Source organism: Rhizobium sp. 18065, assembly GCF_902706095.1.
Lineage (GTDB): Bacteria > Pseudomonadota > Alphaproteobacteria > Rhizobiales > Rhizobiaceae > Allorhizobium.
Window position 1 is genome coordinate 158,858 of record NZ_CACSJP010000007.1, and the last position, 26,021, is coordinate 184,878.

The window sequence follows — 26,021 nt, forward strand, 5'->3', positions numbered from 1 at the left end:
TTTTCTGGCAAAATTTGGCAGCGTGGTTCCCGTCACCCTGCGCGCAGATCAGCGGTCCCGGCGTCAACCGGGACGAACTCATTTTCCGATGAGGATGCGGGAGGCCATGCCCTCGCACGTCATGCCTTCGCTCGCCAGGCGTCAGAGAGCTTCGAGACACATGGCGACACCCATGCCGCCGCCGATGCACAGGGTTGCAAGACCCTTCTTGGCGCCGCGGCGCTTCATCTCGAACAAAAGCGTGTTGAGGACGCGTGCACCCGACGCACCGACCGGATGGCCGATCGCGATCGCACCACCATTGACGTTGACGATCGACGTGTCCCAGCCGAGATCCTTGTTTACCGCACAAGCCTGCGCTGCGAAGGCCTCGTTGGCTTCGACCAAGTCGAGATCGGTAACTTTCCACCCGGCACGCTCCAATGCCTTGCGCGATGCAGGGATAGGGCCCGTGCCCATGATCCGCGGATCGACGCCGGCCGTGGCCCAGGACACGATCCGGGCAAGCGGTGCAATGCCACGACGCGAAGCCTCCGCCTCGGTCATCAAGAGGGTTGCCGCTGCGCCGTCATTGAGGCCGGACGCGTTGCCCGCGGTCACTGTGCCTTCCTTGTCGAAGGCCGGCTTCAGCTTGGTCATGCTTTCCATCGTCGCACCAAGACGGATGTATTCGTCCGCATCGACGGTCACGTCACCCTTGCGGCCAGGCACGATGACAGGCACGATTTCATCCTTGAACCGGCCGGCGGCCTGGGCTGCCTCGGCCTTGTTCTGCGAGCCAAGCGCGAATGCATCCTGCTCGTCGCGCGAAAGCTGCCACTGGCGGGCAACATTCTCGGCAGTGGTCCCCATGTGATAACCGTAGAACGCATCGGTCAGGCCATCCTTGATCATGGTATCGACCATCTTCAGGTCACCCATCTTGGTGCCGCCGCGCAGATGCGCGCAATGTGGTGCCATCGACATCGATTCCTGGCCGCCGGCGATGATGATCTTGGCATCACCGGTTGCAATCTGCTGCATGCCGAGCGCCACGGCACGAAGGCCCGAGCCACAAAGCTGGTTCAGGCCCCAGGCCGTTGCTTCCTGTGGGATGCCCGCTTTCATGGCCGCCTGGCGGGCCGGGTTCTGCCCCTGGCCAGCGGTCAGGATCTGGCCGAGAATGACTTCATCGACTTCCGCCGCTTCGACACCCGCACGCTCCAGCACGGCCTTGATGGCAACCGCGCCCAGATCATGGGCCGAAACGGTGGCAAAAGCACCATTGAAGGAACCGACCGCAGTTCTGGCCGCGCTGGCGATCACGATGGATTGGCTGCTCATGGGACGTCTCCTCCAGTTTATCGATCTTTCGCAAGAACCTGACAAAGGTTTCATCCGGTGTCAAACGGGATCGCAGCGCCGCATTCGTTCTTTGGTTGCAACCTGCTGACATTCGTCAAATGCGCTTCGTGCAATGCACAAAGAGATTGTCACCAGCCTTCTTTTGCGCTTACATTCTCGACGGGAAGAGCAAAAATTAACCAAAAACGACGGGTTAGGAGACAGACATGGCCAAAGCCGATGGCGATATCGTGATCAAGAAATACGCCAATCGACGCCTCTACAACACCGGCACGAGCACCTATGTGACGCTTGAGGACTTGGCCAAGATGGTCAAGAAGGGCGAGGATTTCGTCGTACAGGATGCCAAGTCGGGCGATGACATCACCCATTCTGTCCTGACCCAGATTATTTTCGAGCAGGAATCCAAAACCGGCAATACGCTTCTGCCCATCTCCTTCCTGCGCCAGTTGATCAGCTACTATGGCGATCAGATGCAGATGGTCGTGCCGAGCTTTCTCGAGCATTCGATGACTGCCTTCACCGAACAGCAGACACAGATGCGCGAACAGATGACCCGTGCTTTCGGCGACCATCCGATGTCGAAGAACCTGCAGATGCCGATCCAGCTGATGGAAGAGCAGGTCAAGCGCAACACCGAAATGTTCCAGCAGGCGATGCAGATGTTTTCGCCCTTTGTCGCCGGTCAGCAGCCCGCGAAGGAAACCCGCAAGGCCGAGGCCAAGGATATTGATGAACTGAAGGAACAGCTCCGATCCTTGCAGAACAAGCTCGACAGCCTCTGACCGACATGGCCGCGATCATCTCGCGGCCATTTTTTTGTCCGCAGCAGGCGTCGGCGCGAGCTTCATAGCCCGATCGATACGTCGCGACCGGCCGCGCGATTGGATATGGCAAAGCCTGCCACCACGTCGATGAAGGCAATCGTCATCAGCATGAAGAAGATCGGGGTCGCAGCGTTCCGCACCAGCAGGAACTCGACCAGGAAGACGATGAACACCAGCATCGACAGCATGTGATTGAGCAATGAACCGGTGCCGCTGCGTGTCGCCTTCAACACTTCGATGAACAGCACGACCAGAGCGACGAGAACAAGAGCATCGCCCAGGTTCAGGGTCCAGAGCGCACCTGACAACATGGCAACGGACATGACGGTGTCGGAGAAAGCCGCAATTCCCCCGCCCCAGAAACCAATCATGACCAGATTATAGAAAGCGAGCGGAACAAGCATCAGAGGCACGGCGGCAAACATATGGCGGATCCCTCGTGTTGGCGCAGGATCCCTGCCGGATATCGAGGCCGGATATCGAGCGGATCTGCCGCAGTCTATATCGGTGCGTTTGACAAAAAAGCAAAGGCCGGCGCAAGGCCGGCCTTTTAAAAATGCATACGCCAATCCGAAGATTATGCGCTTTCCTTCGGCGTCAGAACCTGGCGGCCACGATACATACCGGTCTTCAGATCGATATGGTGCGGACGGCGCAGTTCGCCAGAGTTCTTGTCCTCGACATATGTCGGGGCCTTCAAACCGTCTGCAGAGCGGCGCATACCGCGCTTGGACGGGCTTGTTTTTCTTTTAGGTACAGCCATTTCACTTACTCCACGTGACGGACAAAACAGGTTTAGTGGCCCAGATGAGGCCGAACAACACCTGTCTCAATCTCGGAATTTGGCGGGCTTATACATGCCATCCAGGGCTTTGACCAGTCCCCGAGACACTTTTTTCGATTCCAGCGATGAACCGGCTCAGGCTTCGTCTTCCGGAACGATCCAGCTTTCGGCCAATGCCGCCTCTTCCCAGACACGCCACGCCGGATGAGAGCGCATCGCCGCCATATAATCGAGCGTATCGGCATCACGGACGAGATCATAGGCAGCAAAGCGATTGACCACCGGCGCAAACATCGCGTCGACCGCACTGAACGTCCCGAACAGATACGGCCCACCGGACATTGCACGCATTTCACGCCAGATCTGCTCGATCCGTCGCACATCGCCATCCACGCCCTCGGGCAGGGCAATGGCTCGTACCGGCCGGCGGATATTCATCGGGCAGGCGCCCCTGAGCGCCCGGAAGCCGGACAGCATTTCCATCGAGATCGCCCGCGCCATCGCCCGATGTCCAGGATCAGACGGCCAGATCCCGGCTTGCGGGTAAAGCTCCGCAACATATTCGATGATCGCCAGGGATTCCCAGACCCGGAGCTCGCCATGATGCAGCACCGGCACCCGGCCCGTCGGCGAAATCTCGCGAAACTTCGGATTGGTGGCCCCCTCGCCGAACCGGATCAGTTCGTCCCGGAACGGAATTCCGGCGGCGGTCATCGCGATCCACGGTCGCAACGACCAGGAGGAGTAGTTCTTGTTGGCAATGTAGAGGATCAGGTCAGACATGGCGCGCACCCGGTTTGCATTGCAGCCGAGTCTAGGAGCCATCGAACCTCAGGACCAATGAAACTTATGAAACTCAGTCATAAAGGCAGGTGATATATGCGCCAGAACGCTTGGCGCGGCGATCGATCAGCGACGCAAGCCGCTTCATGCCACTGCCGGGCTTGCTCGCAACCCTGTCCATCGGATTGGGCAGCGCCACGGCGAGCAGGGACGCCTGCCGCGGACTCAGCTTGGCGGCAGAGGTCTTGAAATGATACTGAGCCGCCGCCTCGATCCCGTAGATTCCGGGGCCCCATTCGGCGATATTGAGATAGATTTCCATCATTCGCTGCTTGGGCCAGATGAAGTCCGAGACCATCGCCAGCGGGATCTCCAGCACCTTGCGCACGAAGGACCGGCTGTTCCACAGAAAAAGGTTCTTCGACGTCTGCATCGGGATGGTGCTCGCACCACGCGTCGCTTCGCCGGCCAGCGCATCGTCGACGACACCGCGCATCTGCTTCCAGTCCACGCCGCCATGGGCGCAGTACTGGCCGTCTTCGGACATCATCACGGCCCGAACCAGGTTGGGCGAAATGTCCTCGAAATCCACCCAGCGACGGTCATAGCCCTGGAAGGTCACGAGATCGGCGAGCATCAGCGTCGATACCGGCCGGATGAAATCAACCCGGTAGATCAGGATCAGGACGTAAGGGGCGACCAGAAACACGAGCAGCGCGATCAGCACCCTGCGGATCAAACGCGGTATGCGCCGGCCTTCATCCTCGGTCGCTGCAAGGCTCTCGTCCTCCACGGTCTCGGCTTCCAATGTCAACGAAGATCGGTCCAGTTGTTCAGGGTCTCGCCTGTCATACCCATCCTGTTGACGAATGACCAGTCCGGCGACGGACCCGAGCGGCGTTCATCCCGCAGATTCCCGTTGCCAGCCACATGCCTGCATGCCAAATAGCCCTCATGACCCGCCCGGACACCCCCTTCGAAACAAGCCTCCTCGCCTTGGCCGAACAGGTCGAGGCGACGTTGTCGGAACTTCTCGATGCCAGACCGAGAGACGGCGAGATCGCGCGTCCTGGCCGGTTGATCGAGGCGATGCACTACGGCGCACTCAATGGCGGCAAGCGGCTTCGACCCTTCCTGGTCATGGAAAGCGCCCGTCTGTTTGGCGGCGACGAGAAAACCGCGTTGCGCGTCGGCTGCGCGCTGGAATGCCTGCACAGCTATTCTCTCGTGCATGACGATCTTCCGGCGATGGACGACGATGATCTTCGCCGTGGCAAGCCGACCGTGCACATCGCCTATGACTACGCCACAGCGATCCTCGCCGGCGACAGCCTTTTGACCTACGCCTTCGACATCATCGCGGCACCGGAGACGGACCTGCCCGACAGCGCCAGGATCGCACTGGTTCTGGAGCTTGCCCGTGCGGCCGGCATCGGTGGCATGGCCGGCGGTCAGGCACTCGATCTTGCCGCCGAGAAGGCACCGCCGGACGAAGCCGGCATTATCCTGCTGCAGTCGATGAAGACCGGCGCCCTTCTGCGCTTTGCCTGCGAGGCAGGCGCCATCATCGCCGGTAGGCCCGTTGAAGACCGCGCCCGTATTCGCAGCTTCGGCGAAGTCATCGGCCGCGCCTTCCAACTGGCAGACGACCTCTTGGACCTGACCTCCGACGCCATCACCCTCGGCAAGGCGGCCGGCAAGGACGCCGCCAAGGGCAAGGGCACCCTGGTTGCACTCAAGGGTCGGGATTGGGCTGAAGTGGAACTGACACGTCTGGTCGACGAGGCCCACGAGATCCTGGCCCCCTATGGCAGGGCCGCTGAACCCTTGGCCAAGGCGGCCCGCTTCATTGCACAGAGAAAGAACTGAGATGAGCCGTTTCTGGTCAAACAGCGTTCATGACCTCGAACCTTATGTGGCCGGCGAGCAGCCGAAGATTGCCGGCCTGATCAAACTCAACACCAATGAGAACCCGTTCGGTCCCTCGCCGCGGGTGATCGAGGCAATCCGGGCTACGGCCGGTGACAATCTGCGGCTCTACCCTGATCCGAACTCGCTGAAGCTGCGCCAGTCGATTGCTGCCTACAACGGCGTCGAGACCGATCAGGTCTTTGTCGGCAACGGTTCCGACGAAGTGCTGGCCTTTACCTTCGCCGCTCTGCTGAAGCATGATCTGCCGCTGCTCTATCCCGATATCACCTACAGCTTCTACAAGACCTATGCCCGCCTCTTCGACATTACCGTCGAGGAAGTGCCGCTCATCGAAGGTCTCGCCGTCCGGATCGAGGATTTCGATCGCCCCTGCGGTGCGATCATCCTTGCCAATCCCAACGCCCCGACGGGCATTGCCCTGCCGCTGGCAGACATTGTGCGCCTCGTGGAGAGCCATCGCGACCAGGTCGTGGTGGTGGACGAGGCCTATGTCGATTTCGGCGCCGAGAGCGCGGCCAGGCTCGTCAAGCAATATGACAACCTGCTGGTCGTGCAGACCTTCTCCAAGTCGCGCTCGCTTGCCGGCCTGCGCGTCGGCTTCGCCATCGGCCAGCGCCCGCTGATCGAGGCACTGGAGCGTATGAAGGACAGCTTCAATTCCTACCCCCTCGATGCCATCGCCCAGGCAGCGGCGACAGCCGCCATCGAGGACAAGGACTGGTTTGAGGAAACCCGCGACAAGATCGTCGCCAACCGCGAGCAGCTTGCCACAGAACTTGAAACGCGCGGTTTCGAGGTATTGCCGTCGAAGACCAATTTCCTCTTTGCCCGCCATCCGGCCCACCAGGGCATCGATCTGGCCAGGGCTCTGCGCGAACGCGCGATCCTTGTGCGCCATTTCAACAAGCCCCGCATTGCAGACTATCTGCGCATCACCATCGGCACCGAGCAGGAATGCCATCAGTTTTTGACCGTAATCGATCAAATCATCTGACGTGTGGAGTGCTGCGGTTCCGGCTATCGTGATGTTACCCGCCACGATACCGGAACGCTTCGGATGAACGATATCCTGCAACACCTGCCGCAGATCCTCTCGACCTATCTCGTCTACCTGGTTGCCGTCATCAGCCCCGGGCCTGCGACCATGGCGATCGCATCGGCCTCCATTGGCCAGGGCCGCAGCCGAGGCATCGCCACGGCGGCCGGTATCTTTGCTGGTTCGGCAACCTGGGCGACGGCCGCGTCGCTTGGCCTTGCCGCCCTGCTCACGCATTACGCCCAGTCGCTGGTCATCCTCCGGATCGCAGGCGGGCTCTACATGCTCTATCTCGCATGGCGCGCCTTCCGCTCGGCAACAACCGCTGCAGAACCCGCCCAATGGACGGCAGGCAGCCGCCAGAGCCTGAAGCGCAATTTTCTCCTCGGCTATGCGGTCCACCTGACCAACCCCAAGGCGATCTTTGGCTGGCTGGCGATCATCTCGCTCGGCCTGCCGCCACACGCCTCGGCATCCGCCGTCGCCTTGATCGTCGGCGGATGCCTGGTGACGGGATTCAGCGTGTTCATGGGCTATGCGCTGCTGTTTTCCACGCCGAGGGCCTTGAAGATCTACAGAAGCGCCCGCCGCGCCATCGACGGCACGCTCGGCGTGCTGTTTGCCGCAGCCGGCACCAAGCTTCTCTTGACCCGCTGAGCAACGAAAAAAGGCGCCGCTTGCGGCGGCGCCCTTCGAATGGTCCCGAACCCGAATTTACTGGGTGATCGGCGCAATCTGCACTTCGACGCGGCGGTTGAGCGCGCGGCCTTCCGGCGTGGCGTTCGTCGCCACCGGCTGTGATGGACCGAAGCCCATGGTCGACATGCGGCGCTGGTCGACGCCACGGCTGCCGAGATAGTTGGCGACCGACGCGGCACGGCGCTCCGACAGGCCCTGGTTATGCTGCAGGCTGCCGGTGGAATCGGTGTGACCGTTGACGTCGATCAGGGTCCTGCCGAACTTGTTCAGCACGATCGCGACCGAATCAAGCGTTGCATAGAAGGGCGGGATCACCTGGTCCTGATCTGTTCCGAAGGTGATGTTCGACGGCATATTGAGGATGATGCGGTCGCCGTTACGCGTGACCGACACGCCGGTGCCCTGAAGCTGCGCACGCAACTCGGATTCCTGCGTGTCCATGTAATTGCCGATGGCACCACCGGCCAGAGCGCCGACACCGGCACCGATCAGCGCGGCATTGCGGCGACCGACGGGCGAGCCGCCAACGGCCAGACCACCGAGCGCGCCGACAGCGGCACCGAGCGCGGCACCACCTGCGGTATTGGAAACTTTCTGCTGGCCCGTATACGGGTCGGTCGTTGTGCAGGCACTGAGGAAAGTCGCAGACAGCGCGACGATGGCAATCTTCTTGATCATGCTGGATGTCCCTCCAAGAACAGGCTGATAATCCCTGAACAGTGAAATTGCGGCAAGATAAAGTTGCAGCCCCGCCGTTACTCCGCCGCCGTCTTTTGACCGTAGCGCTTCTCGATATAGTCCGCCACCAGTGCTTCGAAGTCGCTGGCGATGTTGGGACCGCGCAAGGTCATCGCCTTCTGCCCGTCGATGAAGATCGGCGCCGCCGGATTTTCGCCCGTTCCCGGCAGCGAAATGCCGATATCGGCATGCTTGCTTTCCCCCGGTCCGTTGACGATGCAGCCCATGACCGCAACATTGAGGCCCTCGACACCCGGATATTTGTCGCGCCAGACCGGCATGTTCTTGCGCAGGTCATCCTGGATCTTCTGGGCGAGTTCCTGAAAAACCGTCGACGTTGTGCGACCGCAACCGGGACAGGCGGCCACCACCGGCACGAACTGGCGGAAACCCATGACCTGCAGCAGCTCCTGCGCCACCTGCACTTCCCGTGTGCGGTCGCCATTCGGCTCCGGCGTCAGGGAAACACGGATCGTATCACCGATGCCATGCTGCAGCACAAAACCCATGGCTGCCGACGACGCGACGATGCCCTTGGTGCCCATGCCGGCCTCGGTCAGGCCGAGATGCAGTGCATGGTCGGACCGGTCGGCGATCATCGAATAGACGGCGATCAGGTCCTGCACCTGGCTGACCTTGGCCGACAGGATGATGCGGTTGCGCGGCAGGCCGATATCCTCGGCAAGTTCGGCGGAAATCAGCGCGGACTGCACGATGGCTTCGCGGGTGACCTGACGGGCGGACAGCGGAAATCCTTCCGCCTGGTTCTTGTCCATCAGGCTGGTCAGCAATTCCTGGTCGAGCGAGCCCCAGTTGACGCCGATGCGCACCGGCTTGTCGTAGCGGATGGCCATCTCGACGATATCGCCGAACTGCTTGTCCTTCTTGTCCTTGAAGCCGACATTGCCGGGATTGATGCGGTATTTCGCCAGCGCTTCGGCGCAGGCCGGATGATCGGCAAGCAGGCGATGGCCGATATAGTGGAAGTCGCCGATCAGCGGCACATCCATGCCGAGCCTGAGCAGACGCTCACGGATCTTCGGCACGGCCGCTGCACTCTCGTCGCGATCGACGGTGATGCGCACGACTTCCGAACCCGCCTTGTAGAGGGCAGCAACCTGGGCAACGGTCGCGTCGATATCGGCCGTATCGGTATTGGTCATCGACTGAACCACGACCGGTGCGCCGCCCCCGATCACGACACCCCCGACATCGACGGCGACAGAAGCGCGGCGCGGTTTGGGATCATATGCGTCTGCTGTGGACATGAGCGTCGTCTCTGAAAGTCTCTAGTGTGTCATGGAGGTGGCCCAAAGCCCTGAAATTGTCAACCGGATGCGACAGTCTGCCGGCAATCCGGGCCAAGCCTACCTGATCAGCGGACCGATCATAAGGCAGACCAGATGCCGGATTTTCTCTGCCACCAGATCCATGTCGGAATTGCGGCTCTTCATGCCCTCGACCGCGTCCAGCATCAAGGAGGCAACCGTCGCTGGCGAAAGCCCTGGCGCGAATGTGATGCGCCCGGCTTGCGCCTCCGCCTGCAGACCCCTGGCGATCTCCTCTTCCATCGTCTGCATCCAGGCAAGAAAGAGGTCGGCCGCGAACTCGTGGCTGGTGTCGAAGATTTCCGCGCCGTGTGTGGTGGCGGAAATCTCGCGATGCGGCCTGAGGATACCCTCGTCCAGGGCCTGCTCGACCTTGCGGACGATATCGGCATCTGCCGCAAAACAGGCCGTTACACGCGCGCGCATCTCGTCCATCATCGACAGCATGCAAGCCCGGAATATGTCCGCCTTGTTGCGATAGACCAGATAGAGCACGGGCCTCGATATGCCTGCAGCGCGGGCGATATCGTCCATCGTCGTGCGCTTGAAGCCATAATGCGTGAAGGCATTGAATGCCTCCCGCAGAACGATCGCCCGTCGCTGGTCTGTCTTTGCATCATTCATTATTGACGTTTTGACATTTTTTGTCATTATGTCAAATATCCTCGTTGAAGCATCCTTATAGTCCAGCCGGAGGCATTCGTGAACATCATCGTCAATGGCATATCCCACGCGATCGAGGTCGAACCCGACATGCCGCTGCTCTGGGCGCTCAGGGATATCCTCAATATCAAGGGACCGAAATTCGGCTGCGGCGTCGGCCTTTGCGGCGCCTGCACCGTGATCATCGACGGCGAGGCGGTGCGCTCCTGCCAGACGCTTGTCGGCGACATCACTACACCGGTGCGCACCATCGACGGGCTGGCCGATGACGCAGGCCTGCATCCTGTCCAGCAGGCGTGGATGGATGAGCAGGTGGCGCAATGCGGTTACTGTCAGGCCGGCCAGATCATGAGTGCGGTGGCCTTGCTTGAAGCCAATTCCAGCCCCACCGATGACGACATTGATGCTGCCATGACCGGCAATCTCTGTCGCTGTGGTACCTACCCCCGTATCCGCGCTGCCATTCATCGCGCAGCCGGCGAACTGGCGGGGGCATAAGCATGTCGACCCTCGGAACCGTCACACGACGCTCATTCCTCGTCAGTGCCGTCGCGCTCGCCGGCGGCGTCGCCTTCGGCTACTATCGCTATGCGACACCAGCAGAAAATCCGCTGGAAAACGACCTCAGTCCGGGCGAGGCAACCTTCAATCCCTTTCTCAAGATCGCAACCGACAACCACATCACGATCATCGCGCCGCGCGCCGAAATGGGCCAGGGCAGCTACACGACATTGGCCGCCCTGCTGGCCGAGGAACTGGACGTCACGCTGGATCAGGTCACTATCGAGCATGGCCAGGCTTCGGCTGCATACTACAACGCCGCAGCGATGCGGGAAGGCGCGCCGCTGCCGCAGTTTGACGACGGGATCGTTGCAGAAAGCCTGCGCGGCGCACTCGGCGTCGTGGCAAAACTGGTCTCCATCCAGTTTACCGGCGGATCGAGTTCGATGATCGACCACTTCGACAAGCTGCGCCACGCTGGCGCAACCGCGCGCGAAGCCTTGAAGGCCGCAGCAGCGGCACGCTGGAATGTCGCCGCCGATAGCCTGGAAACAAACGCAGGTGCGGTCACCGATCCTGCCAGCGGCCGTAGCGCCACCTATGGCGAACTCGCGCTCGAGGCAGCCCCTCTCTCTGCCAAAGTCGAAGCCCGGCTCAAGCCGCGCAGCGACTGGACCATCCTCGGCAGGCCGCAGCCGCGCAAGGACATGCTCGCCAAGGTTACCGGCGCCCCGATCTTCGGCGTCGATGTCGATTTGCCGGACATGCTCTATGCGACAGTGCGCATGAACCCGAGCCCCGGCGGCCGGGTCAGGAGCTTTGACGGCAAAGCGGCCCGCGCCATGCCGGGCGTCAAGCAGGTGATCGCCATCGACAGCCCATATGGTCAGGGCATCGCCGTGGTCGCCGACAACACCTGGCGCGCCTTCAAGGCCTCCGAGGCGACCACAGTCGAATGGGAGAAAGGTCCGATACCGGCCTCCACCGCCGAGATGGAAGCCCTTCACACGGCGGCCCTCGACGGCACGGAAAGCTTCTCGCTTCGCACCCTGGGCGACCCGGACCTGATATTCGCTGACGCAGCACGCGAGAACCTCGTCGAAGCCGAATATGAGGTGCCTTTTCTCTCGCATGCGACCATGGAGCCGATGAACGCGACGGCACTCGTCAAGGACACTGGCGTCGAAGTCTGGGCTCCCAATCAGGGGCCGACAATCATTCAATATGCCGCCGCCCGTATTACCGGCTTTGCGCATGACAAGATCAAGGTGCACACGACCTTTCTCGGAGGCGGTTTCGGCCGTCGCATAGAACCCGACTATGCCGACTACGCCATCCGCATCGCCCAGCGCATGAAGGGTCGCCCGGTCAAGATCACCTGGACCCGGGAGGAAGACATGACCCATGGTCCGTACCGGCCGATGGCGAAGTCACGGTACAAGGCAGCGCTCGACCAGACCGGCAAGCCGAAGGCGGTCACCGGATCCGTCGCCTCGCCGTCCGTCATCGCCAGCGCGCTCGGCCGCTATTTTCCGGGCCTTCCCGTCGGCGGGCCGGACAATTCCGTGCTCGACGGCGCCTATAACCAGCCCTACGCCATCGAAAACTACCGCATCGATGGCCGCAAGGTCGATCTCGCCGTCCCGGTCGGCTTCTGGCGATCGGTCGGCTACTCCTTCAACACCTTCATGCATGAAAGCTTCATCGACGAGATCGCCCATGCCGGTGGCCACGATCCGCTCGCCCTGCGCCGGGAATTGCTGGCCGCCCATCCGGCGGCACTCGGCGTGATCGACAAGGTTGCGGACATGTCGAAATGGTCATCGCCGCTCCCGACAGGTCGGGCACGCGGCCTCGCGTTTGCGCTGTCCTTCGGCACATGGGTCGCGGAGGTCGTGGAAGTCGCAGACCGGAATGGTTCGATAGAGGTGACGAAAGTCTTCTGCGCCGCAGATCCCGGCATCGTGCTCGACCCGCTGAACTTCAAGGCACAGATGATGTCAGGTATTGTCTACGGCCTTTCTGCCGCCATCAGCCAGGAAATCACCTTTGCTGACGGCATGGTGCAGCAATCGAATTTCCACGACTATGATGCCCTGCGGATCAGCCAGTGTCCGGCTATCTCCGTCGAATTGCTGGAAAATTCAGAGCGCATGGGCGGCGGCGGCGAACCGGGAACACCACCGGTCATGCCCGCACTGGCCAACGCGATCTTCGCGCTCACCGGCAAGCGCCATCGGCGCCTGCCCTTGTCGCATGAGGTGCGCTTCGTTTAGTCGCCCTGGACACGATCCGCATGCCTGGCAAGCCCGGACAGCGCGAGGACCACCAGCAACAGCGCGGAGATTGCCGTGTAGACGTTAGACAGCGACGTATGCTCGGCAATGAAACCGATCAGCGATGGGGCGAACAGGATGCCTGAATAACCCATCGTCGTGACCACGGACAGACCGATGCCCGGCGCAAGGCCAGGCACATTGCCGCCGGCGGAAAATGCGATCGGCACCAGGTTGGAAATACCGATCCCGGCGATCGCAAATCCGATCAGCGCCACGGTGACATTGGGCGCCTGCCCGGCAAGGATCAGGCCGACAAAGGCCGCGACCGCACAAAACCGCATGGTCTTGACCGCTCCGAAGCGGTCTCGAACGAAATCGCCGGCAAAACGCAGGATCGCCATGGTCAACGAGAAGGCAGCGAAGGCGAAGCCGGAAAAGGCCGTGGATGCGCCAAGTTCGTTACGCAGATAAAGCGCGCTCCAGTCCAGTACGGTTCCTTCCGGCACCATCGAGAACAGTGCCATCAGGCCGATCAGCCACGGCAAAGGTGTCAGCGGCAGCTTTCCGCCCGTCACCTTTTCGCTCGGATGCGGCGCATCCGGCAGGATCATCGGCCAAGCCACCAGGAAAAGCGCCAGACAGACGGCTGCCAGCAACAAGACATGGCCCGTCGCGCCGATGGCGGCAATCAGGATGCCGCCGGTCGCCGAGCCGACGAGACCGCCAAGACTCCAGAAGGCATGGCAGGACGACATGATCGAACGACGCATCTTGCGCTCGACCTCGACCGCATTGGCATTCATCGCCACGTCCATCGCCCCTGTCAGCCCGCCGAACAGGAAAATCGCAATGGCGCCCGCCCAGATGCTGCCGGCCAGCGTGACCAGCACGATGGTCGGAATGAACAACAACGTCGTCACCTTGACCACGGCGCTCGACCCGAAACGCGCGATCTGCATGCCGGCGATCGGCATGAGCACCAGCGAACCGACGCCGAAGGCGAAAATCATCATGCCAAGAGCAGACTCGGAGAGTGACAACGCGCTGGCAAACAGCGGAATTTTCGGAACCCAGGCACCGATCACCATGCCGTTGAGGAAAAACAGCAGCGACACCGCCGCTCTTTCGCGCGTCACCAGCGGCGCTGGTGCCTGGGCAGCGATATTGCCAACACTCCCAATATTCATTGCAATGCACTCCTCTGCAGTCAGCCGGCAATTTAATTCAATCGATTTAAACGGCAATCTCCAAAGCGGTTTAAAATCTCACATTTTGTTTCCACCGAACATGATTGCACCGATCATCCGATTTCGCGATTGACACCCGCGTGGCAACCCTTGAGATGGCATCCGCGTCATGCTGTTCCCGCGTGCCGACGTCCATCCCTGAAAGGCCACCATTGTGAAGACCGCCATCGGTGCCGGCATCTTGCTGACCAGCTTTGCCTATTTCCTGTTTTCCGTGCATGACGGCATGATCAAGCTGCTGGTCGAAACGACGACGGTCTGGCAGATCCTGTTCTGCCGAAGCCTGACCATCCTGGTCGGGTGTTTCGCCATGGGCGGCAAAGGCCATTTGCGCGAAACGGTAGCATCGCCGGTGATCAAGCCGCTGCTGATCCGCAGCTTCATCCTTCTGGCCGCCTGGCTGTGCTATTTCAATGCCGCCAAGTTCCTGCCGCTTGCCGATATCACTACGCTTTATTTCGCCGCCCCCGTTGTCGCGATCCTGCTGTCGATCCCGATGTTGGGCGAACATGTTACTCTGCCGCGCTGGCTGGCTGTCGGCATCGGCTTTGTCGGCGTGGTCATCGCAACCGACCCCACGGGCATGACGATAGAGTGGCCGGTCTATCTGGCGCTGCTCGCAGCTTGCCTCTGGGCCTTCGCCACAGTACTCCTGCGCCGCACGGCGATGGGCGCCCGAACCATCGTCCAGATGACCGTCACCAACTTCTTCTTCCTGGTCCTGACTGCGCCCATGGCCCTCAGCGCATGGGTATCGCCCGACAATGCTGCACTGCTGCTGCTGCTCGCGGTTGGCGTGATGGGCGGAATCGGCCAGCTCGCGTTCTTCGAAGGCATGCGGCGCGCGCCGATCTCGGTCATCGCGCCGTTCGAATATACCGCGCTGATCTGGGCGTTCGTTCTCGGCTACGCCATCTGGGGCGACATTCCGGGCAACAACGTGATTGTCGGTGCTTTGCTGATTGCCAGCGCCGGCATCATCATCATTCTTGGCGAGCGGCGATTGATGCGCGCCTGATGGGCCGATCAGCCCGCAGCAAGACTGCGTTTCGTACTTGCCGGCTTGTTATTCAGCTGTATAATTAGCGTTTGTGCGAAAACCGTTCGCGCTTCATAGCCAACCGCGCGCTGCATGCGCGGCCAGACGTCCGGGAGGGCCGCATGACGAGACGCAGCTTTCATCGGGCCGGTGAAGCCGAGCGCCGCAACGATCTGATCGCGGCCACCCTGGACAGCATTTCCGAACATGGGCTCGAGGGGGCAACGGTACGCGACATCGCCGCCCGCGCCGGGGTCACCGGCGGCCTGATCCGTCACTATTTTGCCGGCAAGGACCAGATGCTGCAGGCTGCCTATCGCGAAGTGCTCGCGAGCATGACGGAGACCGCCGTGGCAGCACTCGACGAGGTCGGCACCGATCCGCACAACCGTTTGCGACGTTTCATCATTGCCAATGTCAGCCCGCCGATCGCCGACCCCAAGGCCCTGTCGCTCTGGGCGGCCTTCATCAGCCGGGTTCGTTCCGACGACGAATTCGCCCGTATCCACCGGGAAAACTACCTGACCTTCCTCGGCATCCTGGAAACCCTGATCTACGCCCTTCTGGACGCCCAGGGCCGCCGCCCGGAACCGGATGAATGCCGCAAGCTCGCCATCGCAATCAATGGATTGATCGATGGCCTGTGGCTGGAATCCTCTCTGGCCAGCGATCTGTTTGTTGACCAAAGCCTTCAGCAGATTGCAATCGACGCTGTCGAAGCCCTGCTCGGTGGCCAATTCTTGAAAAACACGCCTGCATCGGCCTGACAGCGGAAAATTACCCAATGCGCTATGCCTCTATCACCGAACGACTGGCCGGCCTCGGCTCCGGCAAATGGGCCATTCACATCGAAGCCCGCAGGAAGGAAGCGGAAGGCATCCCGGTGATCCAGCTGACCATCGGCGAACCGGACCTGCCGCCCGATCAGGCCCTGTTGGCCGAATGCACGCGCGCCCTCTATGCCGGTCGAACCCGCTATTCCAATGGACGTGGCGAAGCCTCGGTGGTCACCGCACTGGTGGAGAAATATCGCAAGCGCCGGGACGGAGTGACCGAACGGAATGTCCTGTGCTTCCCCGGCACGCAATCCGCCTTGTTCGTCGTCCTCATGGGCCTGCTTGATGCAGGAGATGAAGTTCTGGTCGGCGATCCCTACTATGCAACCTACGAGGGCCTGATCGCATCGAGTGGGGCCAGGCTTTCCCCGGTGGAACTCAAGGTGGAGAACGGCTTTCATCTGAATGCCAGGGATCTTGAAGCGGCGATCACGCCGCGTAGCCGCGTTTTGCTCCTCAACACGCCGCACAATCCAACCGGGGCCGTCCTGACGTCTGAGGAAATCGCCGCCATCGGCGAGGTCTGCTGCCGCCACGATCTGTGGATCGTCTGCGACGAGGTCTACGAAGAGCTGACCTTTTGCCAGGCCTTTGGCAAGACCTTCGCTTCACCCTTTGACAATCCGGATCTTGCCGAACGCACCATCGTGGTGTCCTCGATCTCGAAGTCCCATGCCGCACCTGGCTTTCGCAGCGGCTGGGCCGTTGGACCGAGCGAATTTTTCGATCGCCTGCTGCCGGTCTCCGAAACCATGTTTTTCGGCGTCCAGCCATTCATTGCCGACATGACCGCCATGGCGCTGACACAGCCGATCGAAACCTCCTCCATCATGCGGACAAACTACGAGCGCCGCGCCCGACTGATGGCGAACCGCCTGAAGACGATCAACAGCCTGAGGCCGGTCATGCCGGAAGGCGGGATGTTCATTGTCGTCGATGTTGGCGCGACCGGGCTGACAGGCTATGAATTTGCCGCGCGTTTGCTGGAAGAACAGCATGTCGCTGTCATGCCCGGCTCCTCTTTTGGCGAGGCAGCGCGCCACCTGATCCGTGTATCCCTGACGGTATCCGACGATAGGCTGGCGGAAGCGGCTGACCGCATGGTCCAGCTCGCGCGCACGCTGGCTGCCGACGCGGCCTGAACCATCGGATCGGACGGTTTTCGCGACGTGATGCACAAAAATGCCGGCTCCCGCACAGATCAGCGTCTGTGACCACACCCCTTGGCTACTGCCTTGAAATAAGGCATAAAAAGCCAACTCTCCCAGCCAAGGCTCGAAAGCATATCCGCCCAGACCAGTTTACTTGCCGGCACCACGTCGCATTGCAGCCTTTTTCTGCTTCAATTGTTGAATAGACGCCAGAAATTGTGCAAAGCCAACGCCCCAGGAAGACCAGCGGTTAAGGCACGCCCTGACAGCATCCTTTAACCGACAACCCGAGATCCAATTCATCCCATGACGCTGCATGTCCCGTCGCGCGACCTCGAAACCAAACAGATCGATCACAACGACTCGATCCGAGCTGCCTATTTCACGATCGAGGAGTTGCACGAAAGTGCCGCAGCCCTCGCTCGCGACGGCGCCAACGAGTTGCCCAGTCTGACTGATTTCGACTTTTTTGCCCGCCACAAGGAAAACGAGCGGGAAATCCTGCGCGTCTATCGGGCGACGGCTGCCGACGTCGAGGCCGGCGCCACGATCACGCCGGCGGCGGAATGGCTGCTCGACAACCACTACGTCATCGAAGAAGCGATCCAGGAAGTCCGCCGCGATTTCCCGAAGAAATTCTATCGGCAACTGCCGACGATGAAGATCGGCAACCGCGAAATCCCGCGGACCATGGCGATGGCCTGGCTCTATGTCGCCCATACCCACTCGACCGTCTCGCAGGAAAGCATGACCGCACTGGTCGAAGGTTTCCAGCTGCACCAGACGCTCGAGATCGGTGAACTCTGGGCGCTGCCGTCGATCGTCCGCTTCGTTCTCGTCGAGAACCTGCGCCGCATTGCCACCCGCGTCGATCGCTCGCGCCGGATGCGCCGCAAGGCTAACGAAGTCGCCGACGAGATCGTTCGCCTGAACGATCCGGTCACGGCTGCGGAATATCTGCGCCAGATCGAACCGCTGGCCGACGACAACACCTTTGCCACCCAGTTCCTCTACCGCCTGCGCAACGGCTCGCAGAATACCAGCTTTGCCGTGACCTGGCTTGAAGACCGCCTGGAAGCGGCCGGCCGCACCGCCCAGGAGGCGATGGACGCCGAGCACAATCGCCTGTCCTCCGGCAATGTCACGATGGGTAACATCGTCCGCGGCCTGCGCGAGATCGACGACAAGGAATGGTCGGTCTGGGTCGAGGAAGTCTGCCATGTCGACAAGATTCTCGGCCAGCATACCGACTACCGTGAGCTCGATTTCGGCTCGCGCAACGCCTACCGCAACACCATTGAAAAGCTGGCGCGCCGTTCCGACCGCTCCGAGATCGAGATCGCCCAGACCGCGATCGATCTGGCGACGGAAAATGCGCGAGCGACGGGTGACGTCCTGGATGTCGGAAGTTATTTCGTCGGCGCGCGTCGGCTGGAACTCGAAGAGACGATCGGCTACAGCCGTCCGCTGTCGCGCATCATCGCCGATGGCATCAAGCAACTGAACTGGCTGTCGATCACCATTCCGGTCATCGGCCTGACGATCGCCGCACTTTGGGTCATCGGCCACTTCCTCGTGCTCGCCGGCCTTTCGACGCCGCTCATCCTGCTGCTACTTGCCATGGTCTCGCTGCCTGTCTCCGAAGGCGCAACGGGCCTGTTCAACACGCTGGTCACTTTCTTCGTAAAGCCGACCCGCCTGACCGGCTACGAGTTCAAGGACGGAATTCCGACAGAGGCACGCACGCTTGTGGTCGTGCCCTGCCTGATCTCCAAGCGCGACGATGTCGATGAACTGATCCGCAATCTGGAAGTCCACTATCTGACCAATCCGCATGGCGAGATCTATTTTTCGCTGCTCAGCGACTGGAAGGACAGCCAGGTCGAAGAAACGATCGCCGATCTTGAGGTGCTGGACTACGCCAAGCGCGAAGTGGCGCAGCTTAGCGCCCGCTACGCTACCGACGGCAAGACCCGATTTTATCTGCTGCATCGCCGCCGACTCTACAATCCGGCCGAAGGCGCCTGGATGGGCTGGGAGCGCAAGCGCGGCAAACTGCACGAACTGAACCTGCTGCTGCGCGGCGACCGCGATACATCCTATCTGCCAGGCGCCAACATGGTGCCCGATAACGTCCAGTATGTGATGACCCTCGATGCCGACACGCGCCTGATGCGTGACGCCGTCACCAAGCTCGTCGGCAAGATGCACCACCCGATCAACCGTCCGGTGCACGACGAAAAGTCGGGCCGCGTCATCAGCGGCTATGGCGTGCTGCAGCCGCGTGTCACGCCGTCGCTGACCACCGGCAAGGATGCCTCGGTCTTCCAGCGCATCTTCTCGATGAACCGCGGCGTGGACCCTTATGTCTTCACCGTTTCCGACGTCTACCAGGATATCACCGGCGAAGGCTCGTTCACCGGCAAGGGCCTCTATCATGTCGACGCCTTCGAGCGCGCATTGAAGGGCCGCATCGATGAAAACACTGTTCTCAGCCACGACCTGCTCGAAGGCTCGATGGCACGGTGTGCCCTTGTCACCGACGTCGAACTGGTCGAGGACTTCCCGACACGCTACGAAGTCGAAATCTCCCGCCAGCATCGCTGGGCCCGCGGCGACTGGCAGCTCCTCTCCTATATCGGCGATCCTGCCCGCGGCATCACCGCACTGGCCCGCTGGAAGATGATCGACAATCTGCGTCGTTCATTGACCCCGATCGCCTGGTTCATGGCCTCGGTGCTTGGCTGGGCGACGATGGATCCGGTCGGCGCCACCATTTGGCAGCTGGTTCTGATCTTCAGCCTGTTCGTCGCTCCGACCCTCTCGCTTCTCTCCGGCATCGTGCCGCGCCAGACCGACATCGTTCCGGCCGCCCACTTCCAGACACTCTGGTCGGAAATCCGCTCGATCAATGCCCAGGTCGCACTACGCATCGTCTTCATCGCCGATCAGGCCTGCATGATGGCCGATGCCATCGCCCGCTCGCTCTATCGCCTGACGGTCAGCCGCAAGCTGCTTCTGGAATGGCGCACCGCCTCGAGCGTGCAGTCGGCCGCCCAGGGCTCCATCGGCTCCTACTACGGCTCGATGCGCCATGCGCCGATCCTTGCCGTCCTGTCGGTCGGCGTCGCGGCGCTGCCCGGCGGCTATGGCTATCTGATCGGCCTGCCCTTCGCATTTCTCTGGGTGCTGTCGCCGCTGCTTGCCTGGTATGTCAGCCAGTCAGCCGAGACCGAAGACAGCCTGGAAGTTCCCGAACACGTCGCCATCGAATTGCGCAAGATCGCTCGCCGCACCTGGCGCTATTTCGAGACCTTCGTCACAGCTGGCGACAACTATCTGCCACCGGACAATTTCCAGGAAACGCCGGAGCCGGTTGTTGCCCATCGCACCTCGCCGACCAATATCGGCGTCTATCTTCTGTCGGTCGTTTCGGCCCGCCATTTCGGCTGGCTGAGCTTCGAACAGACGATCGAGCGCCTGGAGCAGACCATCGCTACCATCGAGCGCATGGACAAGTACCGCGGACACCTTTTCAACTGGTACCACACCGATACGCTGCAGACGCTGGGTCCGCGCTACATCTCGGCAGTCGACAGCGGCAATCTCGCCGGTCACCTGATCGCCATCTCGTCCGCATGCCGTGAATGGGCCGAAGCACCGTCGGCCCATCTGCAAGGCAATCTCGACGGCATCGGCGATGTCGGCGGCATCCTGCTGGAAGTCCTTGCCCAGCTTCCCGATGACCGCAAGACGGTTCGCCCGCTTCGTCGTCGCCTCGAAGAGCGCATTATCGGCTTCAACACAGCGCTCGCCGCCGTCAAGCGTGAGCACGAGTTCGCCTCGATCCGCACCATCAATCTGGCGGTGCTTGCCCGCGATATCCAAAAGCTGGCAGCCAACCTGCATCACGAAGTCCGCTCGGACCAGAGCGTCGAAGTGATCCGCTGGACGGAATCGCTTGTCTCCGTCTGCGAGGCGCATATCTCCGATACCGCCTTTGACCTGTCAAACATCGATCCTATCCGCCAGCGCCTGTCGCAGCTCTGCGAACGCGCCCGCGGCATCGCGTTTTCGATGGACTTCACCTTCCTGTTCCGCCCCGAGCGCCGCCTGCTGTCGATCGGCTACCGCGTCGATGGCCGCGAACTCGACGAAGCCTGCTACGACCTGCTCGCCTCCGAATGCCGCCTGACCAGCCTGTTCGCCATCGCCAAGGGTGACTTGCCGACGGAACACTGGTACCGCCTCGGCCGCCAGGTCGTGCCAATCGGTGCCCGTGCGGCGCTGATTTCCTGGTCCGGCTCGATGTTCGAATATCTGATGCCACCGCTCGTCATGCAGGAACGCCAGGGTGGCATTCTCAACCAGACCAACAATCTGGTGGTCATCGAGCAGATGAACCACGGCCGCCGCCTGAACATCCCATGGGGCATCTCGGAAGCAGCCTTCAACGCCCGCGACCACGAACTGACCTACCAGTACACCAATTTCGGTGTGCCGACGCTCGGCCTCAAGCGCGGCCTCGGCCAGAATGCGGTGATTGCGCCTTACGCCTCGATCCTGGCCAGCCAGTATTATCCGGAAGCCTCGCTCGAAAATCTGGAACGCCTGCGCAAGCTCGGTGCGCTGGGTGCCTACGGCTATCACGATGCGGTCGATTTCACCCCGACCCGCCTGCCGGACGGCAAAAAATGCGCGGTGGTCTATAACTACTATGCCCACCACCACGGCATGTCGATCGCAGCCGTCGCCAACGTCGCCTTCAACGGGCGACTACGCACACTCTTCCATGCCGATCCGGTGATCGAGGCGGCCGAACTGCTGCTGCAGGAAAAGGCCCCGCGCGAAATCCCGGTGATGAGCGCCAAATACGAACCCCAGACCCCCGGCAAGGGCCAGGCCGATCTGTTGCGTGCCGAAATCCGCATCATCAACGATCCGGCCTCCAAGGACCGCGAAGTCGCTTTCCTGTCCAACGGCCACTATTCGGTGATGCTGACCGCGACCGGTTCCGGCTTCTCGCGCTGGAACGGCCAGTCCGTTTCCCGCTGGAAGGCCGATCCGACCGAAGATCGCTGGGGCACCTTCATCTTCCTGCGCGACACGACATCCAGCCAATGGTGGTCAGCCACGGCGACTCCGCGTCGCGCCGAAGACGAAAAGTCAAAGGTCATCTTCGGCGACGACAAGGCCGAATTTTTCAAGACGGTCGGCGAGATCTCGACCACGGTCGAATGCATCGTCGCAACCGAGCATGATGCCGAGGGCCGTCGCCTGACGATCCTCAACACCGGCACCGAAGACCGCTTCATCGAAGTCACGTCCTATCTCGAGCCGGTGCTCGGCTATGACGATGCCGACAATGCCCATCCGCTGTTTTCGCGCATGTTCGTCAAGACCGAAATCGGCAAGCGCGGCGACGTCATCCGCGCCGAGCGCAACAAGCGCAGCCCGGACGATCCGGATATCTGCGTCGCCCACCTGATCGTCGACAATGCCGGACCGGGCCGCCCGACCGAATTCGAAACCGATCGCCGCGCCTTCCTCGGCCGCGGCCGCAGCCTCGCCGAAGCCGCAGCCTTCGATCCAGGCGCTACGCTCTCCGGCACCGATGGTTACACGCTCGACCCGATCCTCAGCCTGCGCCGCGTCGTTCGTGTCCCCGCCGGCAAGAAGGTCTCGGTCATCTTCTGGACGATTGCCGCCCCAAGCCGCGAGGAAATCGACAAGGCCATCGACCGCTACCGCCACCCGGATGCCTTCAGCCACGAACTGATTCATGCCTGGACCCGCGTACAGGTCGAGTTGCGCCATATCGGCATTACCTCGCAGCAGGCCGCCGCCTTCCAGCATCTCGGCCGCTATCTCGTCTATCCCGACACGCATCTGCGGGCCGATCCGGAAACAGTCCGCACCGGCCAGCGTTCGCAGTCGGCGCTCTGGCCGATGGCGATCTCGGGCGACTTCCCGATCTTTGCGCTGCGAATCAACGATGACATGGACATCGAGATTGCCCGCGAAGCCCTGAGTGCGCTGGAATATCTACGTCGTCGCGGCATTGTCATCGATCTTGCGATCGTCAACGAACGCGCCACGTCCTATGCGCAGGATATGCAGCATGCGCTGGATCAGCTGGCGGAAAACCTGCGCCACCGCCTGCCGGACGGCGCCGGTCGCCAGCATGTCTTCACTGTGCGCAACGATCTCAACGACGAGACAGCAACCCAGGCTCTGCTCGGTGCCGCCCGCGTCGTGCTGCACGCCCGAAACGGCAAGATCGTCGATCAGGTCAATCGCGCCGTGTCGCTGTTTGCCACGCCGCGTGCGCCCGATGGCGCCGAACCGGAATGGCCCGGCATCACCCCTGCCATGCCGGCAGCGATCGAAACGACGGCAAAGGCTCCGGACGGCAGCGATCTCGATTTCTGGAACGGCTTCGGTGGCTTCTCCAGGGACGGCAGCGAGTATGTCGTCCGCCTGGCGGCGGGTTCTGCAACGCCGCAGCCGTGGATCAACGTCATCACCAACGAGCAGTTCGGCTTCCATGTGGCAGCGGAAGGTGCCGGCTTCACCTGGAGCCAGAACTCCCGCGATTACCAGTTGACCCCCTGGACCAATGATCCCGTCACCAATCGCCCGGGCGAGGCCTTCTATGTCGCCGACCTGGAAAGTGGTCGTACCTATGCGCCCGTCAGTGCCCTGAACCAGGACAGTGACGCGCACTTCGAGACACGGCATGGCCATGGCTATTCCATATTCGCAAGCCAGCACGGCGATCTCGACATCGAACTGACCCAGACAGTCGATCGCGAGCGTCCGGTGAAGCTGTCCCGGCTCGTTCTGCGCAACACAGGCACGGAAACGCGGACGTTCCGCGTCTACGGCTATGCGGAATGGATTCTCGGCAACAACGGCCAGAAGACCGCCCCCTTCGTGCTCTCGACCTATGACGAGGAGACCGGCGCGCTTCTGGCGACCAATCCGTTCGACATCAACTATCCCGGTCGTTTTGCCTTCCTCGCCGGTCCCTCGGCGCCGGTCGGCCACACGTCCAGCCGCCGCGAGTTCATCGGCCGTCATGGCACGATCAAGCTGCCGCAGGCGCTCGCCCGTACGGCAAAACTCACCGGCTCGATCGAGACGGAAAGCGATCCTTGCGCCGCTCTCGCCTTCGATATCGAGATCGGCGCCGGACAGCAGCGTGACCTGACCTTCCTGCTCGGTGAGACCGACACGGCGGAAAAGGCAACCGCGCTGGTCAAGACCATGCGTGCCGTCGAGTTCGACAGCGTGCTTGAGGCCAATCGCACGTTCTGGAACGGCTTCACCGGCCAGTTGCAGGTCACCACCGGCGACAAGGCCTTCGATCATCTGGTCAATCGCTGGCTGCCCTATCAGGCGCTGGCATGCCGTATCTTCGCCCGCGCTGGCTTCTACCAGGCAAGCGGCGCCTTCGGCTTCCGGGACCAGTTGCAGGACACGCTGGCCTTCCTGCTCCAGCAGCCGACCCTCGCCCGCAAGCAGATCCTCAATGCCGCCGCCCGTCAGTTCATCGAAGGCGACGTCCAGCATTGGTGGCTGCCGCAAACAGAGGCCGGCGTGCGCACGCACATCTCCGACGATGTCGTCTGGTTGGCTTATGCCATCGACCAGTATGTCTCTACGACGGGTGACAAGGCTATTCTGGACGAACAGATCGCCTTCATTGAAGGACCGGAACTGCGCATGTCGCAACACGACGCCTTCTTCCAGCCGACCCGCTCGGAAGAACAGGCCGATCTTTACGAGCATGCCGCCCGCGCCCTTGATCTCGCGATCGCCCGCACCGGCGAGCATAACCTGCCGCTGATCCTCGGCGGCGACTGGAACGACGGGATGAACCGCGTCGGCGCCAGGGGTCAGGGCGAAAGCGTCTGGCTCGGCTGGTTCCTGGCGGCCACGCTCAAGGCCTTCCTGCCCTATGCGGAAGCGCGCAAGGATACCGCCCGCAGCGAACGCTGGGCCGCGCACATCGCCACGCTGACGTCAGCGCTCGAAACCGCGGGCTGGGACGGCGAATATTATCGCCGCGGCTATTTCGACGACGGCACGCCGCTCGGCTCCGACGCATCGCTGGAATGCCGCATCGATTCGATCGCGCAGTCCTGGAGCGTTCTCTCCGGTTTGGGCCAGCCGGACCATGTTGAAAAGGCGCTCGATGCCGCCGTTGCCAAGCTCATCGACGACGAAGGCGGCATTGTCCGCCTGTTCACCCCGCCCTTCGACAAGGCACCGGTCGATCCGGGCTACATCAAGGCCTATCCGCCGGGTGTGCGCGAAAACGGCGGCCAGTATACCCATGCCGCAATCTGGCTGGGGCTGGCGCTGGCCAAGGCCGGCCGCACCAGCGACGCATGGCGTGTGTTCAGCCTGCTGAACCCGATCAACCATGCACTGGATCCCGAGGCTGCCGAACGTTACCGCGTCGAACCTTACGCAGTCGCTGCCGATATATACGGTGGCGAGGCCTATACCGGCCGTGGCGGCTGGACATGGTACACAGGCTCAGCCGGCTGGCTCTATCGCTTTGCGGTCGAAGGCCTGCTCGGCATCAGCCGCAAGGGCAGCCAGCTCTTCGTCAAGCCGGCGCTGCCTGACCACTGGAACGGTTTCGAGGCCACTGTGAACATCGATGGCCGCGACGTGGCAATCGCCGTCACGCGCACCGACAAGGCCGCCTATGCAATCACCGTCGATGGCAAGAAAGTCACCAGCCCGGAAAAGGGCGTCAAGCTCGGCAAGGCGAAGTAAACTTCGCCTGGAGCCTTCAGGCTGAACGAAAGAAGCCCCGC

General features: G+C 61.7%; 19 protein-coding genes. 10 read left to right on the top strand and 9 right to left on the bottom strand.

Annotated features, from left to right (window positions below):
* Positions 1-141: 141 nt before the first annotated feature.
* A complete protein-coding gene (locus GVK95_RS17430) occupies positions 142-1,323 on the bottom strand; it encodes an acetyl-CoA C-acetyltransferase (protein WP_159951901.1) in 1,182 nt (393 codons plus the stop codon).
* A gap of 227 nt (positions 1,324-1,550) precedes the next feature.
* Here GVK95_RS17430 and phaR point away from each other — a divergent pair, with 227 nt between their 5' ends.
* A complete protein-coding gene (gene phaR / locus GVK95_RS17435) occupies positions 1,551-2,129 on the top strand; it encodes a polyhydroxyalkanoate synthesis repressor PhaR (protein WP_007604392.1) in 579 nt (192 codons plus the stop codon).
* 62 nt (positions 2,130-2,191) lie between these two features.
* Here phaR and GVK95_RS17440 read toward each other — a convergent pair whose 3' ends face one another.
* The 4 genes from GVK95_RS17440 to mtgA all read right to left on the bottom strand — a co-directional run bounded on the left by GVK95_RS17440 (position 2,192) and on the right by mtgA (position 4,531).
* Positions 2,192-2,596, bottom strand: coding sequence for a hypothetical protein (locus tag GVK95_RS17440; RefSeq protein ID WP_159951903.1), 405 nt, complete (start codon positions 2,594-2,596; stop codon positions 2,192-2,194).
* Between the two features lie 152 nt (positions 2,597-2,748).
* Positions 2,749-2,934: a 50S ribosomal protein L32 gene (rpmF, locus tag GVK95_RS17445; RefSeq protein WP_007604390.1), complete on the bottom strand. Its 186-nt coding sequence runs from the start codon at positions 2,932-2,934 to the stop codon at positions 2,749-2,751.
* A 156-nt stretch (positions 2,935-3,090) separates the two neighbouring features.
* A complete protein-coding gene (locus GVK95_RS17450; RefSeq protein ID WP_159951905.1) occupies positions 3,091-3,738 on the bottom strand; it encodes a glutathione S-transferase family protein in 648 nt (215 codons plus the stop codon).
* 73 nt (positions 3,739-3,811) lie between these two features.
* Positions 3,812-4,531 (bottom strand): monofunctional biosynthetic peptidoglycan transglycosylase, encoded by a 720-nt coding sequence (gene mtgA / locus GVK95_RS17455; RefSeq protein ID WP_200844318.1) that lies wholly within the window; start codon positions 4,529-4,531, stop codon positions 3,812-3,814.
* A 161-nt stretch (positions 4,532-4,692) separates the two neighbouring features.
* Here mtgA and GVK95_RS17460 point away from each other — a divergent pair, with 161 nt between their 5' ends.
* The 3 genes from GVK95_RS17460 to GVK95_RS17470 all read left to right on the top strand — a co-directional run bounded on the left by GVK95_RS17460 (position 4,693) and on the right by GVK95_RS17470 (position 7,363).
* On the top strand, positions 4,693-5,607 hold the full coding sequence (locus GVK95_RS17460; RefSeq protein ID WP_159951909.1) for a polyprenyl synthetase family protein: 915 nt from the start codon (positions 4,693-4,695) through the stop codon (positions 5,605-5,607).
* Position 5,608: 1 nt separating this feature from the next.
* A complete protein-coding gene (hisC, locus tag GVK95_RS17465; protein WP_159951911.1) occupies positions 5,609-6,664 on the top strand; it encodes a histidinol-phosphate transaminase in 1,056 nt (351 codons plus the stop codon).
* Positions 6,665-6,727: 63 nt separating this feature from the next.
* Complete coding sequence (locus tag GVK95_RS17470) at positions 6,728-7,363, top strand: LysE family translocator (RefSeq protein WP_159951913.1); 636 nt, start codon at positions 6,728-6,730, stop codon at positions 7,361-7,363.
* Between the two features lie 57 nt (positions 7,364-7,420).
* On the opposite strand, the gene GVK95_RS17475 is transcribed toward GVK95_RS17470, so the two are convergent.
* The 3 genes from GVK95_RS17475 to GVK95_RS17485 all read right to left on the bottom strand — a co-directional run bounded on the left by GVK95_RS17475 (position 7,421) and on the right by GVK95_RS17485 (position 10,095).
* Complete coding sequence (locus GVK95_RS17475) at positions 7,421-8,083, bottom strand: OmpA family protein (protein ID WP_159951915.1); 663 nt, start codon at positions 8,081-8,083, stop codon at positions 7,421-7,423.
* Between the two features lie 77 nt (positions 8,084-8,160).
* Entirely contained in the window at positions 8,161-9,411 is a 1,251-nt protein-coding gene (gene ispG, locus GVK95_RS17480; protein ID WP_159951917.1) for a flavodoxin-dependent (E)-4-hydroxy-3-methylbut-2-enyl-diphosphate synthase, read from the bottom strand.
* 99 nt (positions 9,412-9,510) lie between these two features.
* Complete coding sequence (locus GVK95_RS17485) at positions 9,511-10,095, bottom strand: TetR/AcrR family transcriptional regulator (protein WP_244618800.1); 585 nt, start codon at positions 10,093-10,095, stop codon at positions 9,511-9,513.
* Between the two features lie 78 nt (positions 10,096-10,173).
* On the opposite strand from GVK95_RS17485, the gene GVK95_RS17490 reads away from it, so the two are divergent.
* Both GVK95_RS17490 and GVK95_RS17495 read left to right on the top strand, forming a co-directional pair.
* Positions 10,174-10,632: a (2Fe-2S)-binding protein gene (locus GVK95_RS17490; protein ID WP_159951921.1), complete on the top strand. Its 459-nt coding sequence runs from the start codon at positions 10,174-10,176 to the stop codon at positions 10,630-10,632.
* Positions 10,633-10,634: 2 nt separating this feature from the next.
* Positions 10,635-12,911 carry a molybdopterin cofactor-binding domain-containing protein gene (locus tag GVK95_RS17495; RefSeq protein ID WP_159951923.1) on the top strand — a complete coding sequence of 759 codons (2,277 nt, stop codon included), beginning with the start codon at positions 10,635-10,637 and terminating at the stop codon, positions 12,909-12,911.
* Here GVK95_RS17495 and GVK95_RS17500 read toward each other — a convergent pair.
* Entirely contained in the window at positions 12,908-14,101 is a 1,194-nt protein-coding gene (locus GVK95_RS17500) for an MFS transporter (RefSeq protein WP_159951925.1), read from the bottom strand. The two genes, GVK95_RS17495 and GVK95_RS17500, sit on opposite strands and share 4 nt — an antisense overlap.
* Before the next feature lie 214 nt (positions 14,102-14,315).
* Here GVK95_RS17500 and GVK95_RS17505 point away from each other — a divergent pair, with 214 nt between their 5' ends.
* From GVK95_RS17505 to GVK95_RS17520, 4 genes are all read left to right on the top strand, one after another.
* A complete protein-coding gene (locus GVK95_RS17505) occupies positions 14,316-15,179 on the top strand; it encodes a DMT family transporter (RefSeq protein ID WP_159951927.1) in 864 nt (287 codons plus the stop codon).
* A 143-nt stretch (positions 15,180-15,322) separates the two neighbouring features.
* Positions 15,323-15,967: a TetR family transcriptional regulator C-terminal domain-containing protein gene (locus GVK95_RS17510; protein WP_159951929.1), complete on the top strand. Its 645-nt coding sequence runs from the start codon at positions 15,323-15,325 to the stop codon at positions 15,965-15,967.
* A 17-nt stretch (positions 15,968-15,984) separates the two neighbouring features.
* Positions 15,985-17,178, top strand: a complete 1,194-nt coding sequence (locus GVK95_RS17515; RefSeq protein ID WP_159951931.1) for a pyridoxal phosphate-dependent aminotransferase — start codon at positions 15,985-15,987, stop codon at positions 17,176-17,178.
* Between the two features lie 315 nt (positions 17,179-17,493).
* Complete coding sequence (locus tag GVK95_RS17520; RefSeq protein ID WP_159951933.1) at positions 17,494-25,980, top strand: glucoamylase family protein; 8,487 nt, start codon at positions 17,494-17,496, stop codon at positions 25,978-25,980.
* Positions 25,981-26,021 lie beyond the last annotated feature (41 nt).

Bases quoted from the DNA above. Each gene is read 5' to 3' on its own strand.
- phaR (WP_007604392.1), top strand. From the start codon at position 1,551: ATGGCCAAAGCCGATGGCGATATCGTGATCAAGAAATACGCCAATCGA.
- GVK95_RS17475 (WP_159951915.1), bottom strand. From the start codon at position 8,083: ATGATCAAGAAGATTGCCATCGTCGCGCTGTCTGCGACTTTCCTCAGT.
- GVK95_RS17460 (WP_159951909.1), top strand. From the start codon at position 4,693: ATGACCCGCCCGGACACCCCCTTCGAAACAAGCCTCCTCGCCTTGGCC.
- GVK95_RS17430 (WP_159951901.1), bottom strand. From the start codon at position 1,323: ATGAGCAGCCAATCCATCGTGATCGCCAGCGCGGCCAGAACTGCGGTC.
- GVK95_RS17500 (WP_159951925.1), bottom strand. From the start codon at position 14,101: ATGAATATTGGGAGTGTTGGCAATATCGCTGCCCAGGCACCAGCGCCG.
- GVK95_RS17510 (WP_159951929.1), top strand. From the start codon at position 15,323: ATGACGAGACGCAGCTTTCATCGGGCCGGTGAAGCCGAGCGCCGCAAC.
- GVK95_RS17440 (WP_159951903.1), bottom strand. From the start codon at position 2,596: ATGTTTGCCGCCGTGCCTCTGATGCTTGTTCCGCTCGCTTTCTATAAT.
- GVK95_RS17485 (WP_244618800.1), bottom strand. From the start codon at position 10,095: ATGAATGATGCAAAGACAGACCAGCGACGGGCGATCGTTCTGCGGGAG.
- GVK95_RS17495 (WP_159951923.1), top strand. From the start codon at position 10,635: ATGTCGACCCTCGGAACCGTCACACGACGCTCATTCCTCGTCAGTGCC.
- GVK95_RS17470 (WP_159951913.1), top strand. From the start codon at position 6,728: ATGAACGATATCCTGCAACACCTGCCGCAGATCCTCTCGACCTATCTC.
- GVK95_RS17515 (WP_159951931.1), top strand. From the start codon at position 15,985: ATGCGCTATGCCTCTATCACCGAACGACTGGCCGGCCTCGGCTCCGGC.
- GVK95_RS17520 (WP_159951933.1), top strand. From the start codon at position 17,494: ATGACGCTGCATGTCCCGTCGCGCGACCTCGAAACCAAACAGATCGAT.
- rpmF (WP_007604390.1), bottom strand. From the start codon at position 2,934: ATGGCTGTACCTAAAAGAAAAACAAGCCCGTCCAAGCGCGGTATGCGC.
- ispG (WP_159951917.1), bottom strand. From the start codon at position 9,411: ATGTCCACAGCAGACGCATATGATCCCAAACCGCGCCGCGCTTCTGTC.
- GVK95_RS17450 (WP_159951905.1), bottom strand. From the start codon at position 3,738: ATGTCTGACCTGATCCTCTACATTGCCAACAAGAACTACTCCTCCTGG.
- hisC (WP_159951911.1), top strand. From the start codon at position 5,609: ATGAGCCGTTTCTGGTCAAACAGCGTTCATGACCTCGAACCTTATGTG.